The organism is Streptomyces griseus subsp. griseus (assembly GCF_003610995.1).
Taxonomy (GTDB): Bacteria; Actinomycetota; Actinomycetes; order Streptomycetales; family Streptomycetaceae; genus Streptomyces.
Genome location: NZ_CP032543.1, coordinates 546769 through 563303, shown reverse-complemented (window position 1 = coordinate 563303; position 16535 = coordinate 546769). Strand labels below are relative to the sequence as shown.

At 73.2% G+C, this 16535-nt stretch carries 14 protein-coding genes; all 14 read right to left on the bottom strand.

Annotated features, from left to right (window positions below):
* Positions 1-138: 138 nt before the first annotated feature.
* Complete coding sequence (locus tag D6270_RS02510) at positions 139-2505, bottom strand: FdhF/YdeP family oxidoreductase (protein WP_109166966.1); 2367 nt, start codon at positions 2503-2505, stop codon at positions 139-141.
* A gap of 301 nt (positions 2506-2806) precedes the next feature.
* Positions 2807-4588: an ABC transporter ATP-binding protein gene (locus D6270_RS02500; protein ID WP_109166967.1), complete on the bottom strand. Its 1782-nt coding sequence runs from the start codon at positions 4586-4588 to the stop codon at positions 2807-2809.
* On the bottom strand, positions 4585-6255 hold the full coding sequence (locus D6270_RS02495; protein ID WP_109166968.1) for an ABC transporter transmembrane domain-containing protein: 1671 nt from the start codon (positions 6253-6255) through the stop codon (positions 4585-4587). Before D6270_RS02495 ends, D6270_RS02500 begins: the two co-directional genes overlap by 4 nt.
* Positions 6252-7316: a FecCD family ABC transporter permease gene (locus tag D6270_RS02490; RefSeq protein WP_109166969.1), complete on the bottom strand. Its 1065-nt coding sequence runs from the start codon at positions 7314-7316 to the stop codon at positions 6252-6254. Before D6270_RS02490 ends, D6270_RS02495 begins: the two co-directional genes overlap by 4 nt.
* Positions 7313-8395, bottom strand: a complete 1083-nt coding sequence (locus tag D6270_RS02485; protein ID WP_109166970.1) for a FecCD family ABC transporter permease — start codon at positions 8393-8395, stop codon at positions 7313-7315. Before D6270_RS02485 ends, D6270_RS02490 begins: the two co-directional genes overlap by 4 nt.
* Before the next feature lie 19 nt (positions 8396-8414).
* Positions 8415-9503 (bottom strand): iron-siderophore ABC transporter substrate-binding protein, encoded by a 1089-nt coding sequence (locus D6270_RS02480; RefSeq protein ID WP_109166971.1) that lies wholly within the window; start codon positions 9501-9503, stop codon positions 8415-8417.
* Between the two features lie 142 nt (positions 9504-9645).
* Complete coding sequence (locus D6270_RS02475; RefSeq protein WP_109166972.1) at positions 9646-10509, bottom strand: helix-turn-helix domain-containing protein; 864 nt, start codon at positions 10507-10509, stop codon at positions 9646-9648.
* 107 nt (positions 10510-10616) lie between these two features.
* On the bottom strand, positions 10617-11849 hold the full coding sequence (locus tag D6270_RS02470; protein ID WP_376205878.1) for an amidohydrolase family protein: 1233 nt from the start codon (positions 11847-11849) through the stop codon (positions 10617-10619).
* Positions 11846-13135 carry an amidohydrolase family protein gene (locus D6270_RS02465; protein ID WP_109166974.1) on the bottom strand — a complete coding sequence of 430 codons (1290 nt, stop codon included), beginning with the start codon at positions 13133-13135 and terminating at the stop codon, positions 11846-11848. Before D6270_RS02465 ends, D6270_RS02470 begins: the two co-directional genes overlap by 4 nt.
* A gap of 175 nt (positions 13136-13310) precedes the next feature.
* Positions 13311-14018 carry a GntR family transcriptional regulator gene (locus D6270_RS02460; protein ID WP_109166975.1) on the bottom strand — a complete coding sequence of 236 codons (708 nt, stop codon included), beginning with the start codon at positions 14016-14018 and terminating at the stop codon, positions 13311-13313.
* 78 nt (positions 14019-14096) lie between these two features.
* The gene (locus D6270_RS02455; protein ID WP_109166976.1) at positions 14097-14453 is read right to left on the bottom strand and encodes a PRC-barrel domain-containing protein; all 357 of its coding nucleotides are present in this window, start codon (positions 14451-14453) and stop codon (positions 14097-14099) included.
* A gap of 140 nt (positions 14454-14593) precedes the next feature.
* A complete protein-coding gene (locus D6270_RS02450) occupies positions 14594-15373 on the bottom strand; it encodes an FkbM family methyltransferase (protein ID WP_109166977.1) in 780 nt (259 codons plus the stop codon).
* Positions 15370-15588, bottom strand: coding sequence for a Trm112 family protein (locus D6270_RS02445; protein ID WP_109166978.1), 219 nt, complete (start codon positions 15586-15588; stop codon positions 15370-15372). Before D6270_RS02445 ends, D6270_RS02450 begins: the two co-directional genes overlap by 4 nt.
* 46 nt (positions 15589-15634) lie before the next feature.
* Positions 15635-16531, bottom strand: coding sequence for a hypothetical protein (locus D6270_RS02440; protein ID WP_109166979.1), 897 nt, complete (start codon positions 16529-16531; stop codon positions 15635-15637).
* Positions 16532-16535 lie beyond the last annotated feature (4 nt).

The following is a 16535-nucleotide window of genomic DNA, read 5'->3' as shown; positions in this document are numbered from 1 at the left end:
GGACCCGGAGCGCTGCCCCGACGGTAGAGGTGTGTGACCTGCGTCGCATAGATCTCTACCGGCCAGTAAATGAGGATTCCTCAGAAACCCTGCCCGGACTGGTGGGTTGTGCCCCCGAAGGCCGGGAATGCGCCCCACTCAACCGGCAGGCGCGATGGTCACCTTGACGTGTTTCATGATCGGCTGGTCGCTCTGCGTGCTGTAGTCGCCGAGTGCGCACAGCACGTTCATCTCGGGCATGTACCCGGCCGCGCAGCCGCGCGGGATGTCGTACGGGATCGCCAGGTAGCCCTTCAGGTGCCGCCGGCTGCCGTCCTTCGCGGTGCTGGTGATGTCGACCGGCCCCAGGTCGGTGATACCGCGTTCGCGCATGTCGGCCCGGTTCATGAAGACGAGTGTGCGCAGGTTCCCGATCCCCCGGTAGCGGTCGTTGTCCGAGTAGATCGTGGTGTTCCACTGGTCGTGGGAGCGCATCGTGCCCAGCGCCAGCGTGCCGGCGGCGGGCACCACGTCGGGCAGGGCGGCGGTGGAGAACTCGGCGCGCCCGGACGGGGTGAGGAAGACCAGCTCACGGGCGGGCTGCCGGATGCGGAAGCCCAGCGGCAGCCGCACCCGCCGGTTGAAGTCCTCGAAACCGTCCAGGGCCTTGGCCATGGTGTCGCGGATGCGGTCGTAGTCCTCGACGTACCAGTGCCAGGGCGTCGCGCTGCCGGGCAGGGCGGCGCGGGCCATCCCGGCGACGATGGCGGGTTCGGAGAGCAGGTGCGGCGAGGCCGGGCGCTTCATGCCGATCGACAGATGGACCATGCTCATCGAGTCCTCGACGGAGGTGGACTGCACGCCCTTGCGCTGATGGTCCTTCTCGGTCCGGCCGAGGCACGGCAGGATCAGCGCCCGCTGGCCGTGGACGAGGTGGCTCCGGTTGAGCTTGGTGCTCACCTGGACGGTGAGGTCGCAGGAGCGCAGCGCCTCGAAGGTGGCCGGGGTGTCGGGAGCCGCCATGGCGAAGTTGCCGCCCATCGCCACGAACACCTTGATCTCGCCACGCCGCATCGCCTTGATCGTGCCGACGGTGTCCAGTCCGTGCGCGCGGGGCGGGTCGATCCCGCACGCCTCGGCGAGCCGGTCCAGGAACGCGTCGGTGGGGCGGTGGTCGATCCCGCAGGTCCGGTTCCCCTGGACGTTGCTGTGTCCGCGTACGGGGGAGGGGCCCGCGCCCTCCCGGCCCAGGTTGCCGCGGAGCAGCAGCAGGTTGACGATCTCCCGTACGGTGTCGACGCCGTGCTCGTGCTGGGTGAGCCCCAGGCACCAGCTCACGATGGAGCGGTCCGCCTCGCCGTACACCCGTGCCGCCTTGAGGACATCGGCGCGGCCGAGCCCCGACTGGGTCTCGATCTCCTCCCACGGCGTCGCCTCGCACAGCGCCCGGTACTCCGCGAACCCCGTGGTGTACCGGTCGATGAACTCCTGGTCCAGCGCCCTGGGATCGGACGCCGACTGCTCCAGGACCGCCTTCGCCATGCCCCGCAGCAGCGCCATGTCCCCGCCGATGCGCGGCTGGAGGTTGAGCGTGCTGGTCGGCGTCGACTTGAAGAGTGCCATGTCCATGAAGTCGTGCGGGACGATGGTGCGGGTGGCGGCCGCCTCCACGAGCGGGTTGACGTGCACGATCTGCGCGCCCCGCCGGTGGGCCTCGGCGAGGGCGGTGAGCATCCGGGGTGCGTTGGAGGCCGCGTTGACCCCCAGGATGAACAGCGCGTCGGCGCTCTCCCAGTCCTTGAGGTCGACCGTCCCCTTCCCCGTACCGAGGGACGCCGTCAGCGCCCGGCCGCTGGCCTCGTGGCACATGTTGGAGCAGTCCGGCAGGTTGTTGGTGCCCAGTTCCCGGGCCATCAGCTGGTAGAGGAACGTCGCCTCGTTGCCGAGCCGGCCGGAGGTGTAGAACGCCGCCTGGTCCGGATCGTCCAGGTCCCGCAGCGCGGCGCCGACGACCTCGAAGGCGTCCTTCCAGCTGATCGGTACGTAGTGGTCCGACGCGGGGTCGTAGACCATCGGCCCGGTCAGCCGGCCCTGGTTCTCCAGGTCGTGGTCGCTCCACCGGGACAGCTCGGTCACCGAGTGCGCGGCGAAGAACTCCCGGCCCACCCGCTTACGGGTCATCTCCCAGGTGACGTGCTTGATCCCGTTCTCGCAGATGTCCAGGTGCAGGCCCTTGAGGTCGTCCGGCCAGGCGCACCCGGGACAGTCGAACCCGCCGTCCTCATGGTTCATCCTCAGGATCGCCCGCGGACCGTCCACCGGGGACCGCTCGCGCGCCAGGAACCGGGTGACCCCCTCCGCCGCGCCCCAGCCGGCCGCCGGGTGGTCGTAGGGGCGGAATCGCGGCTCGTCCTCGGGGACCGGGCCGACGCTGTGCTCCGGAGGGTCGTCCTGTTCGTCGTGGTGGGTGCTCACGGTTCTCGGCCTTTCGACCCGGCCGCATACAACCAGCGGCTTTTCGGGCATGAGGTGACGAAACGGCGCTCCCCGGCAGGCTATGCAGCGGCCTCCCCCGACGCCACCCGGCCTGCGGCGGAGCGCGGAGGACGGCCCGGGGGAGAAGGACGACGCTCGCACGGGAGTCGACCCACCGATCCGCCGAGGTGATCCCGGTTGAGCCGCGTGCCCCGCCGCCCCGCGCTCTCCGCCGTCCCCCGGCTCGTCGTCGCGGCGGTCCTCGGTGTGGTCGCCGGGGTGGTCACCGGTCTGCTGAGCCATGCGCCGCTCGGCGTCCTCGCCACCACCAGCAACCTCGTCACCGGGATCGTCACGGGCCGACCGGAGCCCCGCCGCCCTGCCCGGCCCGCTGGTAGGCCGCCCAGAGCGCCGCGTACCCGCCCCCGGCGGCCAGCAGCTCACCGTGCGTGCCCTGCTCCGCCACCCCGCCGTCCCGCAGGACCACGACCCGGTCGGCCAGACGCGCCTGCTCCAGCCGGTGCGCGACCACCACGGAGGTCCGGCCCTCGGTGACCCGGGCCAGGGCGCCCTGGAGGAGGGCGCGGGTCCGCGGACCCGATTCGGCGGTGGCCTCGTCCAGGACGACGACGGGCGGGTCGGCCAGCAGGACCCGCGCCAGCGCCAGGTGCTGCACGGACCCGTCGTCGAGGAGGGCGCCGCCCGGGCCGAGGACGGTGTCCAGCCCGTCCGCCAGCTCCAGCGCCCAGTCGGCCCCGGCCTCGCGCAGGGCGTGACGGAGCCGCCCGTCGCTGGCGTCGGGGCGGGCCAGCCGCAGGTTGTCGGCCAGGGTGCCCCCGAACAGGTGGACCTCCTGGGTGACCAGATAGCGGGCCGGCGCGTCGGGACCCTCCGCGCCTCCCACCGTGACGCTGCCCCGGTCCGGGGTGCCGATGCCCGCGACGAGCCGGGCCAGCGTGGACTTGCCCGAGCCGCTGGCACCGACGAGCGCGAGGCTGGTGCCGGCCGGGACGTGCAACGAGACCTCGCGCAGGGCGGGGCGGGTGCCGTCGTACGCGTACGAGACGCCCTTGACGTCGATGTCCGGGCGCCCGGACCCCCGCGCCTCGCTCCCGGGGCGTACGGGGCGGCCCTCCAGGTCGGTGATCCCGACCAGGCGCGACAGCCCCACCGTGGCCCGCTGGATGTCGTCCAGGCTGCCCAGGAGCGCCCCGACCGGGCCGAAGAGCCGGTGGAAGTAGAGGGCGGCGGCGGTGGCGGCGCCGAGGGTGACGGCCCCCGAGCCGAAGAGCCGGAAGCCCGTCACCAGGACTGCGGCGAGACCGAGGAACTCCGCCGCGTTGAGCAGCCCCGTGAACCGGTTGCGCAGCTTCACCCCGTCCCGCTGCCTCTCGATCGCCCGGGTGCTGCGGTCGGCCAGGTCGCCGAGGTGCTGGTCCTGGGTGCGGTACGCGACGATGGACCCGGCTCCCCGTACCGCCTCGATGACCGACTGCCCGCGCGCCGACTCCAGCCTCCGGATGTCCCCGTACACGCGGTGCGAGCGGCGGAGGAACTGCCGGGTGGCGTAGACGTGGACGGGCAGGCAGACGAGCCCGGCGAGTGCGAGGCGGAGGTCGAGGACGGCGAGTCCCACCAGGCTCAGACCGATGGTGAAGCCCGCGTTCGTCACCTCGGGGAGCACGTCGGACGCGGCTTCCGAGACCGCCTCCACGTCGCGGGTGACCCGCGAGACGACATCGGAGCTCCCGCCGCTCTCCAGGGTGTTGACCGGGAGATGGACGGCCGTCTCGAAGACGTCCTCGCGCAGCTCCGCCAGCACCTCCTGCACGAGCGCCACCAGCATCCGGCCGCCGGCGTAGGCGAGGGCTGCCCCGACGGCGGTGGCGGCCACCAGGGCGGCGCCGAGGGCCAGGACCCGGCTCCGCCCGGCCCCGTCGGCGACGGCGTCCACGATCCCGCCGAGCACCGGCGGAGTGGCGAGCGTGGCCGCGGTACCGCCGAGCAGGGTGAGGAGGGCCGCCCCGAGCCGGCGGCGGCGCGCGGCGAGGCGGCGCAGGATCTCCGCGCGGGTCCGGCGGGCGTCGGCGACGGGGAGAGTGGTACCGGGCGCAGCGGTCTGCTCGGGTGTCACCGGGGGAGTCCGTTCGGTTCGTGGCCGTCCTCGTCGCTTGCGTGTCCGTCGCCGCCGGGTTCGCCGAGTCGGACCACCCGGTCGCAGGCGGAGAGCAGGATCGGGCCGGCGGTGATCAGGAGGATGGTGGACGACAGGGAACGCAGCCCCTCCGCGATGCGCTGTTCCGTCACCGGGTCGACGGCGGTTGCGGGCTCGTCGAGGACGACGAGGTCCGCGTCGGTGTGCAACGCCCGTGCCAGCAGGAGCCGTTGCCGCTGGCCACCGGAGAGTCTGCGGCCGTGCTCGCCGACCTCGGCCAGGTCGCCCCCGACCTGCTCGCGTACGTCGTCGACCATCGCCGCCGCCGTGACGGCCGGGTCCACCGTGCCGCCCCGGGGGACCAGGTTGGCGTGCAGGGTGCCGGAGAAGACGGCGCCGTGGTGCGGCGGGGCGAGGACCCGGGCGCGCACCCGGTCCGGACCCAGGTCGACGGCGTCCACCCCGCCGATGAGGAGTTCGCCGCGGGGCAGGGGGACCCGGTAGCCGAGCCGGTCGCTGAGCGCGCGGGCGTGGGCGGGGTGCTGGGGGACGACGCCGACGAGGGTGCCGGGGCGCAGGTCCAGCGGCTCGCCGTGGCCGGGCGGGTGCCAGCGGAGCGTGCGGGAGCCGGGTTCGGGAGCGCCGTCGGTGGACAGCGGTTCTATCAGGGGCGGTTCACCGATCAGTTCGCCGAGGCGGCGGGCGGATGCCCGCTTGTGGATCCAGTTCGAGGCGAAGGTGCCGACATGGGCGAGAGCGCCCTGGAGGAACTGGGCGAGCCCCAGCACCGTGACCAGCTGGCCGATGGTGATGTGCCCGTCCAGCGCCAGGCAGCCGGACGCTGTCGCCAGCGCCGCGAGGAACACCCCCGACAGCAGCAGACTGAGACCGCTGTACGCCAGGACCGACCGCGAGGCGGCGACGGCACCGCGCCGCGAGGTGTCGCTCGCGGTCCGGTAGCGGCGGGCGGCCTCCGCCCGGGCGTTCATCCCCGCCACCACCCGTATCCCCGTGATCAGATCGGTGGCCACCTCACTGGCCCGCGCCGCCGACCCCTGCTCGGCCAGCCCCCGCGCCTCCAGCGGCATCGAGACCCGCCGCATGACGACCAGCATGAGGACGGTCCCCGCGATGACGCCCACGCCCAGCGGCACGGAGATCAGCAGCAGGGCGACCGACGCCGTGAGGATCGCGGTGAGGGTGGACGCCTGCTGGACCACGCTCCACGAGACCCCCGCCACCCGGTACGTGTCGGAGGAGACCAGCGAGAGCGCCTCGCCGGAGCCGGGGCGGCGACGCAGCGACAGCGGGTCCAGCAGCCGGGCCATCGCGCGCTGCCGGAGCTCGTGCTCCCCGTAGCCGTACACCGTGACCATTGACGACGACGCGCGCTGGTACGACAGCGACAGCACGACGAACACCCCGCCGAGCGCGGCGAGCCACCAGAGCAGTGCGGCCCGGTCCGCCGGCGCCATCGCCCGGTCGATGACGACGCCGATGAGGACGGGCACCAGCGCCTCGCACAGCTGGTGGACCATGAACGCCACGGTGGTCAGGCCGATCCGCAGGCCCCGCCCGTCGCGCAGCAGCGCCACCCGGAAGAGGGCCGCGACGGAGCCTTCTGCCGGCTGTCCCGCGTGGGTCATCGGTGGCCCCCCTTGTACTGGCGAGCCAGCAGCCAGGCCAGATAGGCCCCGCCGACGCACACCGTGACGACACCCACGGGCAGGTCCACCCGCTGGGCGATGAAATCGGCCGCTACCAGGACCGCCGCGCCGGTGAGCGCCGCCGGGGCGATCCGTAGCGTGGTGGAGCTCCGGGTCAGCCGCTGGGCGATCTGCGGTGCGGCGAGGGAGATGAACGCGATCGGCCCGACGGCCGCCGTCACCAGCGCGGTGAGCGCCACCCCGGTCACCGTGGCGGCGAGCCGTACGCGCTGGGCGTTCACCCCGAGCGCCAGAGCGGTGTCGTCCCCCATCTCCAGGTGGACCAGGGGCCGCACCACACCGACCGAGCAGATCAGCAGGGCGGCGAACACGACCGCCGTCACCCGCAGTTGTTCGAAACCGAGCCCGCTGAGGGAGCCCGCGCCCCAGGTGGCCACCAGCATCGCCTTCTCCGGGCTGACGGCGAGCAGCAGCATGGAGGTGAGGGAGGAGAGGAACGCGCCGACGGCGATACCGACGATGATCAGCCGGAAGGGCCGCACACCGCCCCGGTAGGCGAGCACATACACCAGGAGCGCGGTCGCGGCCCCGCCGATCAGCGAACCCGTGGCGACGGCCAGGTAGTTGGCGGTGCCGAGCACGAGCATGACCACACTGGCACCCGCGTACGAACCGGAGGCGAAGCCGATCACGTCCGGGGAGCCCAGCGGGTTCTTCGTGAGGGACTGGAAGAGCGCCCCGCTGACCGCGAGGGCCGCTCCGCAGACCACCGCGAACAGCAGCCTGGGCAGCCGCCAGACGACGACCAGTCGCGTACGGGGCTCGGCGTCCGGGTCGAAGAGCGCGGCGAGCACCTGGGCCGGGGTGAGCTGGATGGAGCCGAGGGCGAGGGTGAGCACACCCAGGGCCGCCACGACCAGGAGAAGGGCGCCGCAGACGAGCACGGACCGCCGCTCCAGGCGCAGCGAGGCCCCGCCCCGGCGCAACGCCCAGGTGGCCTGCTTGAAGTCGGGCCTTCCGGCGAGGGGTTGAGCGGTCACAGGGCGCTCACCTTCCGGCGCCGGACCAGCGCGATGAGGACGGGCGCGCCGACAAGCGCGGTGACCAGGCCGACCCGCAGCTCCCCGGACGGCAGGACGATCCGGCCGACGACGTCGGCGGCGAGCAGGAACGCGGGGGCGGCGACGACCGTGACGGGCAGGATCCACCGCTGGTCGGGCCCCACGAACCAGCGCACGATGTGCGGCACCATCAGCCCCACGAACGAGATGGGACCGGCGACGGCGACGGCGGTCCCGGCCAGCAGGGTGACGGCGAGGATCAGGATCACCCGGGTGAGCGCCAGGCGCGTCCCCAGGGACTGGGCGAGGTCGTCGCCCAGGGCGAGCGCGTTGAGGGAGCCGGCGCTGAGCAGCCCCAGCACGAGACCGGCCCCGATGAGCGGCAGCGCGATCGGGAGGATGTCCAGCGAACGGCCGCCGATGGAGCCGACACCCCAGAACCGCATGACGTCGAAGGTGGCCGTGGACTTGAGGACCATGGCGGAGGTGAAGCCGCCGCACACGGCGGTGAACGCGACACCGGCCAGGGTGAGCTTGACCGGCGTTCCCCGGTCCGCGCCGATCGACCCCAGGGTGTAGACGAGCACGGTGAGTCCGAAGGCGCCCCCCAGCGCGAACCAGATGAACTGGCTCGCCGCGGTGAATCCGAGCACCGCCACCGCGAACGTCACCGCCAGGCTCGCGCCCGCGTTGACGCCGAGGATGCCGGGATCGGCCAGGGGGTTACGGGTGAACGCCTGGATCAGCGCCCCGCTCAGGCCCAGCGCCGTACCGGTGACGAGTCCGATCACCGTGCGCGGCACCCGCAGTTCGCGGACCATCACGTGCTCGTCGGAGTTGTCGAAGTGCAGCAGCGCGTCCCAGACCGTGCCCGGCGCGATGGACCGGGCGCCGACCATCACGCTGAGGACGGCCGTCACGCACAGCAGGGCGAGGGCGGCCAGCAGGATCAGCGGGCGGTGCCGGTGGCGCCGGCGGACCGGACCCGCGGTCGCGCGCGGGTCCGGTCCGGCCTGGCCCGGGGCCGGGGGTGATGCGGTGGCGGTGGTCATCGTCATCCCTGACAGGCGCGGCGGATCAGGAGCCCGCACCGGTGCTGCCCTTGCCCGCGACGGCGTCGGCGAGCATCGGCACATAGCGTTCGAGACCCCACGGGATGGAGAGCACGGTCGGTCCGCTCGTCGCCATCGCCAGCTGCGGGTCCTGGACGAAGGCGTAGTGCTTGCCGGCGATCGGCTTCCAGCGGGAGAAGAGCGGGTCCTTGAGCGAGTACGTGACCTCGGCGGGGGCGTTCGCCCAGGCCACGACCACATCGGCCTCGACGGTGTCCAGCTTCTCCAGGCTGACGCCGCCGTACCAGTTGGTGCCCTTCGCGGTGGCGGCGATCGCGCTCATCGACGGGGTGTTCCGGAAGCCGATCTCCGTCAGCAGCCGCACCCGGGCATCGTAGTCGAGATAGAGGCCGACCTCCGTCGACCCTGGGGTGAGGGCGACCGCGTAGGTGAACGTCCTGTCCTTGAACTCCGGGTGGTCCACGGCGACCGCGGCCAGCTGACCGCCGACGTCCTCGACCAGGTCCTCGGCCTTCTTCTCCTCGCCCATGGCCTTGCCGATGGTGCGGGTCATCTCCTGCCAGGTCCCGCCGTCCCAGGGCTTCTTGAGATAGGGGAGCGTGGGGGCGATCTCGGCGAGGCGCTTGTAGTCGACGTCCGAGATGCCGGAGTACAGGCCGACGATGAGGTCCGGTTCGAGGGAGAGGATCTGCTCGAAGTCGATCTCGCCCGCGTCACCGTACTTCAGCGTCTCGGGGAGGGGCCCGCCGAGCTTCTCGACCTGGGTGCGGAACCAGGGGGTGTACCCGTCCTTGTCGCCGCCCCACTGCTCGTCCACGCCGACCGGTACGGTGCCGAGCGCGGCGACCACGTCCAGCGACATCCAGCTGAGCGCGACGACGCGCTTGGGCTTCGCCTTGATGGTCGTGGTGCCGTGGGCGTGCTCGATGTCCACGGGGAAGCTGCTGGAGGCGCCGTCGGCCTTCGCCTCGGCCGGAATCTTCCCGGACCCACCGCTGCCGCAGCCTCCCAGGACGAGTACGGCGCCGATGGCGAGCGCCAGGACACGGGCCAGCGGGCCCGTCCGGCGTCCGGCCGGAATGGATGGGGACACGGTTCTCCTCGGATCTGGACATCGCGGGGCGGGGTTAGGTAACCCTTGCCTCGCAGAACGCTAGGAGGACAGAGGATCGAGGAGGGTCGCGAACGGGCCAGGGTGCGTCGCGAATCGGCCATGCGGGGGAGTGTGGCGTGTGTCAGTGACCGGCGGGCGCGAGCGCCGACTGCTCGCGCAGATAGGCGGTCGGGCTCGTCCCGGTCACGCGGCGGAAGGCCGCGGAGAACGCGCTCGTCGTGGAGTAGCCGCAACGGTGCGCGACCAGGTTGACCGGGCGGCCCTGGGCGAGCAGGGCCGTCGCCGCGGACATCCGTACCAGCGCCCGCCACCGGGTGAACGGCATCCCGACGTCCCGGCCGAACGCCCGCGTGACCGTCCGCACGCTCAGCGCGTGCCGGGCCGCCCACTCCTCCAGCGACAGGTCGCTCTCCGGGTCCCGCATGAGGTCCTCGGCCATGGCCCGGATCCGAGGGTCCTCGGGGACGGGGACCTCCATCGCCGCGTGCGGGTCCTCCTCCAGCATCTCGATGATGAGCCGCTGGGCCCGCAGCCGCCGGTCGTCGGGCATCGCATGGGCATCGAGGTGCAGCAGCATCTCCTGGAGCGCGCGCCCCACCCGCAGGGAGCGCGGGGAGGTCCAGTGCGGCGGGATCGCCGCCCTGGTCACATAGGTGTAGCAGCTCACGCTCCCCGGGTCGGGGTGGGAGGCGTGCGGGGTGCCGGGCGGCATCCAGACCCCCTGCCCCGGTACGAGGCGGCGCACCGTGTTCCGGGTGTGCAGGGTCGTCGAGCCGACGTGCGGCCAGACCAGGAGGGCGTCGTCGTGGGTGTGCACACCGCCGGCGGACGACCCGGCGGGCACCGGGCTGTCGAGGACCGCAGTGGTGAGCAGGTACGGCGTCTCCACCACGGGCCCGCCGACCGACGGCTCGGACCAGCGGAGCAGGGTCGTCGAGAGCGTCTCTCCCCGCCCACGACCGGGGGCCATCACCGAAACCGACATGCAGGTTAGGCTAGCCTAAGTTCTACCTCGCCCCCTTGGAGGGGCCTCCGGGGAGCTGCTCCCCCCGGTGGGTGCGAGCCTTCGTCGCGGCCACCGCCGCCCGGCGCTCAGCCCCCGACGAACTCCCCGTCCCTGGCGACGATCCGCCCACCCCGCACCACCAGCTCCCGCCGCGGCAGGTCGACCACGACCTGGGGCAGGCACTCGCCCCGTACGAGCAGGAAGTCGGCCGGCGAACCGGGCCTCAGGTCCGCCCGCGCCAGGCCGAGGAGCCGCGCCCCGTCGTCGGCGCCCGCGCGGAAGGCCGCCTCCAGCTCCTGGTCCAGGCGCGCGTCCTGGACCCGGGCCAGCAGATGGGCGCGGTGCAGCATGTCCGCGTCGCCGAACGGGCTCCACGAATCCCGCACACCGTCCGAGCCCAGACCCACCTGCACCCCGTGCTCACGCAGCCGCTCGATGGGCAGCACCAGGTCCGAGGAGGGCGCCACCGTCGTCAGTGAGATCCCCGCCTCCGCCAGCCCGGCCGCCAGTGCGTCGAGTTCGCGCTCCGGCAGCCCCGGGACGCAGAACACATGGCTGACGGTCACCTTGCCCTGGAGGGAGAGCGCGCGGGTGCGGGCGATGATCGCCCGCAGGGACTCCAGACCCGTCCCCGCCCGCTCGTGGAGATGGATGTCGACGCCCACGCCATGACGGTCGGCGATGGAGAAGACGACGTCGAGCTGCTCGTCCAGCGCCTCGTCGAAGCCGATCGGGTCGATGCCGCCGACCCGGTCGACCGCCCCGGTCCGCACGGCCTCCTCCAGCAGCTCCCCGGTGCCGGGGGTGCGGACGACTCCGTGCTGGGGGAAGGCCACGATCTCCACGTCGAGCGCGTGCCGCAGGGCCCGGCGGGCCGCCCCGACCCCCTCGACGCCGGCCAGGCCGAAGGCCGGTGCGACATCGACATGCGCTCGCATCGCCCGGGTGCCCCGGGTGACGGCGTGGCCCATGAGGCGCTGGGCGCGCTCCTTCAGGGGCGTACGGAGGGCGTGGTGGAGCTTGACGTCCTCGGCGGTGTACCCGGCGATGGAGCTCGCCGGGTTACGGGTCACCCATGGCTCGCCCCACGCCGTCTTGTCCGGGTGGATGTGGGCGTCCACCAGTGTCGGCAGGGCGATCCGACCCTCGCCGTCGACGACCCGGGCACCGCTCGGCGCGGGGGAGTCCGTGAAGACTCCGTCGACGACCGTGAGGTCCTCCGTCCTCTCCGCTCCGTAGGGCCGTACGTTCCTGAAGACCGTGGCCGACTCGCTGTGCATCAGGATCTCCTCAGATGGTCGGGGCCGGCGGTGTGTCACACCGGGAGACCGGAGCGCACCACGTGCACCGGCTTCGCGAGTGCCGTGACATCGGCCAGCGGGTCGCCGTCCACGACGAGGACGTCCCCGGCGAAGCCCCGTGCGAGCCTGCCCGCCGTCGAGCCGAGCCCGAGGAGCTTCGCCGCCCCGGTGGTCGCCGTACGGATCGCGTCCAGGGCGGAGAGCCCGGCCGAGCGCATCAGCTCCACCTCGCGGCCGATGGGGTCGACCGTCCCACCCGAGGAGTCCGTGCCCGCCGCGAGCGGTACACCCAGCTCGTGCGCGGCGAGCACCGCCCGCTTCAGGACCGGCAGATACGCGCGGCCCCGCTCCGCCAGCACCGGGTCGGCGGACTCGGCGAGGCCCGCGATCGCGGTGAGGGTCGGGGTGAAGTACGTACCCCTGCGGCGCATCTCACGCAGTGTGCGCTCCCCGACGAAGGCCCCGTGCTCCAGGGAGCGGATCCCGGCCGTCACCGCGTCGTGGCAGCCCTTCTCGCTGTAGCTGTGGCAGAGCACGCCCTTGCCGCCGCGCCGGGCCGCCGCGACGATCGCGGAGAGCTGCTCGTGGTCGTACACCTGGGCCAGCGGGTCCTGTTCCGGCAGCCCCGCACGCTCGTTCACCCGGGTCTTCACGGTGTCGGCACCGCGGGCGAGGTTCACCTCGACGACCCGGCGCAGTGCCTCGGGCGAGCGCACACCGTCGCGCAGGCGGGCGAGGGGCGCCAGATCGGGGTCGGCGAGGATCGTGTCGCCGAGGTCGGGGGTGACGAAGATGCCCGCGGCCCGCAGCCGGGGCGCCCGCTCGGGGGCCTGCCGGGCCAGCTCCCGTACGGCGATGTCCTGGTAGAAGTTGGTCGAACCGCTGCGTGCGCTGGTGGCGCCCTTGCGGACCGCGTCGCGCGCCTCGGTCGCCGTGTTGAGGTGGATGTGCGCGTCGATGAGCCCCGGCAGGACCCACCGGCCGTGCGCCCGCAGAACGGCGTACCCGGCGGGGACGCGGACGTCGCCGCGGCGTCCGGCGGCCCGGACCACGCCCCCGGTGATGACGACGACCGCGTTCTCGGTGACCTCACCGGTCGCCGGGTCGAGCAGTGTGCCGCCCTCGACGACCAGGTCACCGCCGCGCCCCGGGCGGTGCGCGGCGGAGGGGACCACGGAGGCGGCGGACGCGCCGGAGGCGCTCGCGGCCAGGACGGCCGAGGTGCCGGCCAGGGCCGCGGCACCGGCGAGCACGCCGCGCCGGGTCAGTCGGCCGGGCGGGGGCGGGGTGGACTCGACGCACATGGGAGCTCCTTCGGTCACGGGACGCGTGGGGAGCTCTTTGTATACCAGGGGCTCCACAGGTGGGGGAAGGGGCGATTCCGCACGCGTAAGATCCGGCATAAGTGTCGATATCGTCCGGATCCTGGATAGTGGGGAGAGGGTTCGATCCTTGCGGGATTCCTCGCGGTATACCAAGCTAGAGGGCGTCGGACAGGGACCTCAGCGCGACCGCCCGGCTGTCCCGCACATGCAGCAGCGTGCTCGCGGCCGCCGACTCCTCGTCGCCCGCCGTGATGCAGCGGAACATCACCGCGTGCTGTGCGCGCATATGCGCCGGCTCCTCACGCAGCCCGAACAACAGCTGGAGCTGGCCGCTCAGTTGCTCCATCGTGCGGCTGAGCATCGGATTGCCGCTCAGCGCCACGATCTCGTCGTGGAACGCGGTGTGCGCGGCCACCTCCCGTGCCCCCTCGTCGTCCGACGCGGCCTGCTCGGCCCGCTCCAGGGAGTCCCGCAGGGCCGCGAGGCCCTCCGGTTCGCCGGGCGCGGCCCGCGCCACCCGGCGGGCGGCGAGGCGGGAGGCCTGGACCGCGAGCGGTTCCCACACCTCGTACAGATGGTGCACATCGGCCCGCTCCAACAGCCGCACCCGCACCCCGCTGTGCGGCAGCAGTTCGAGCAGGCCCTCGGAGACCAGGGCGCGCAGGGCCTCGCGGACCGGGACCCGCGACATCCGCAGCTCCTCGGCGATCTCGCGCTCGACCAGGCGGGCGCCCTGCGGATAGCGGCGGTCCACGATCCGCCGCCGGACCGCGTCCCGCGCCCGGACGCTGAGCGAGATGCGCTCCGCGGCCGTTGCGCCGTCCCCGCCGGTGCCGTCCCGCTCCGTACTGCTGCCCGTCACGTGGCCCGTCCTCCGCTCGGCGCGTTCCCGGAGAGGATACGTCGGGCCGGGGAGGAGCCCCCGCAGGTCCCGGGCGCGTCAGCGGCGGGCCAGCACCCGTACGCCGTCGGCCGGGGGCAGGTACGGCAGGCCGAAGTAGGCGAAGAGCGCCGGCTCGTCCTCGGCGGGCAGGACGTCGTCCGTTCCGATCGAAGGGCCGTCCTTCACCTTGGCCTTGGCGTGGGCGACCTTGACGTAGTCCGGGCCCACGACGGCCTCCGCCAGTGGTACGAAGACCAGCCGGTGACGGGTCGGCAGGCCCACCACGATGGTGGCGAACGCCGGGGCGTCCGTCCCGGTGTCGACGTAGACGGACTCCAGGGACCCGATCCTGCGCCCCTCTGCGTCGACGACGTCACGCGTACGCCACTCACGGATGTCTGCGCTCTCGATCACGGTGGAACTCCTCGGGGTCGGCCAGGTCTCGGGTAGGGGTCTCGGCCCGGTGGCCGCCCCCGCGAGGACGGCCACCCGGCTCTCCCCTCCACCTGCCCCGCAACCTCCCTTGTCAGCGCGGTCCGCGCCGGTGGATTCGCTCAGACCGCCGTGGTGCCCGGCACCCGCCCCTCGGGCAGGAACAGCACCGAGTTGATGTACCGGGTCCGCTGCGGCACGAAGGCCCGGCGCAGCAGGCCCTGATGGACGAGGTGCTCCGTCCTCGCCTGGTGGGCCGGCAGGTCGAACCCGGCCAGCGGGATCCAGCGCCGCCCCGCCAGCACCCACCCCGCGTACCCCTGGCCGGTGAGCAGGTCGACCGCCGGGGCGATCGGGCCGAGCCGGCTCTCCAGCTCGACGAGCAGCGCCGGGCGGTCCCGCCGCAGCAGCTCCGCCGCGCCCCGCAGCGCCGCCACCTCCGCGCCGTCGACGTCCACCTTCACGAAGCCGACACCGTGCAGGTCCAGGCTGTCGATGGTGAGGGACTCCACCTCGACGCAGTGTGCGTGGATGTCGCGCCGCTCCAGCGAGGAGACCCCGCGGTCGCCGTGGTCGCCCTCCGGGAACCAGAGCCGGACCGTGGAACCCGCCCGGTCCGTCGCCGCCCCCTGGACCACCCGGGCGTTCGACGGCAGCGTACGGCGCAGATGGTCGGCCAGATGCGGTACGGGCTCCACGGTGACGACCCGCGTACAGCGCCGGGCGAGCCGGCGCGACCAGGGGCCGTACCAGCCGCCGATGTCCACGGCGGTGGAGCCGGGCGGGCAGAAGTCGGCGAGCCGGCGCAGCTCCGGCTCGAAGCGCGGGTAGAGGGCGACGGCGGCGGAGCCGACGAAGCCGGTGGGCAGCCGGGATGCCACCGCCGCGGCGAACGTGGTCACGTGGCCGAGGCCTTCAGGTGCGCCAGGTATCTCTCGTGGGCGTCGGCCTCCACCTTGCGGCCCGAGGAGGGCAGCAGATGCGGGATGCCGTCCAGGATCGGGTAGCTCAGGCGCAGCCGGGGGTTGTAGAGCGCCTCCTCGTCGGTCAGCAGGGCCAGCGGGCCCTTGTCCAGGGGGCAGGCCAGGATGGCGAGCAGCGGGTCGTCGGGGTTCATGGAGACTCCCTCGGTGGTGGGGTGGGGGACAGGGGGCGTGCGGTGGTCAGGACGGGGCCGCCTCGGCGGGTGGGTCGTGGCGCGGCATGGCCAGCAGGACGGTGAGAGCCAGCGCCGTGCCGGCCAGCCGCAGGGTCAGCAGCAGCGGATCGTCGGGCAGGGACTCCCCGAAGGCGAGCGTCCCGAGGACCGCCGTGAACAGACAGGTCACCGTGGTGCACACCGGCACGATCAGCGAGGCCCGGCAGCGCTGGAGCGCCGTCTGGGACATCACCAGACCGGCCACGGCGGTGAAGAGCAGCAGATACGGGTAGGGCGAGCCGAACAGGGAACGGGCCGCCTCGCCGAGGTCGGTGGTGGTCAGCCGGCTGGAGGTGCCCTTGACCGCCAGCGAGCTGACGCCGTACAGCAGCCCGACCGCCACCCCGTAACCGATGCCGCTGGTCGGCACCCGGTGGCGCTTGCCGGCCCGGCTCTCCACCCGGATGTAGAGCCAGACGCCCGCCGCCAGCGCCGGGACGCAGACCAGGAGCACCAGCATCCAGGGGGCGCCCGCGCTCACCACGTCCTCGCCCTCGCGCACCGAGGCGACGACCATCAGCAGCGCCACCAGGACACCGCCCAGGGCGTACCGTTCGCGCCCGGTCGACTCCTCGCCGAGCACGGCCGAGGAGAGCAGGAGCAGCAGCACCAGGCCGGAGACGAAGATGCCCTGCGCCGCCGCGATCGGCAGCACCCGGTAGACGATCAGCTGGGCCGCGAAACCGGCCGCCAGCGACAGCGCGCCCACGATCCACAGCGGGCTGGTGAGCAGGACGAGGATCACGCGCAGCGGCTTGCCCGCGGAGAGCGCGGGCAGATGGCCCAGGGCCCGCTTCTCCACCACGAACCCCACGCTGTACAGCAGGTTGGCCACCAGCGCGGCCCCCACACCCCACCACATCGCG

Excerpts from the sequence above, each read along its gene's own strand:
- D6270_RS02485 (WP_109166970.1), bottom strand. The coding sequence starts at position 8,395 with ATGACGATGACCACCGCCACCGCATCACCCCCGGCCCCGGGCCAGGCC.
- D6270_RS02510 (WP_109166966.1), bottom strand. The coding sequence starts at position 2,505 with ATGCCCGAAAAGCCGCTGGTTGTATGCGGCCGGGTCGAAAGGCCGAGA.
- D6270_RS02495 (WP_109166968.1), bottom strand. The coding sequence starts at position 6,255 with ATGACCCACGCGGGACAGCCGGCAGAAGGCTCCGTCGCGGCCCTCTTC.
- D6270_RS02445 (WP_109166978.1), bottom strand. The coding sequence starts at position 15,588 with ATGAACCCCGACGACCCGCTGCTCGCCATCCTGGCCTGCCCCCTGGAC.
- D6270_RS02440 (WP_109166979.1), bottom strand. The coding sequence starts at position 16,531 with ATGTGGTGGGGTGTGGGGGCCGCGCTGGTGGCCAACCTGCTGTACAGC.
- D6270_RS02475 (WP_109166972.1), bottom strand. The coding sequence starts at position 10,509 with ATGTCGGTTTCGGTGATGGCCCCCGGTCGTGGGCGGGGAGAGACGCTC.
- D6270_RS02465 (WP_109166974.1), bottom strand. The coding sequence starts at position 13,135 with ATGTGCGTCGAGTCCACCCCGCCCCCGCCCGGCCGACTGACCCGGCGC.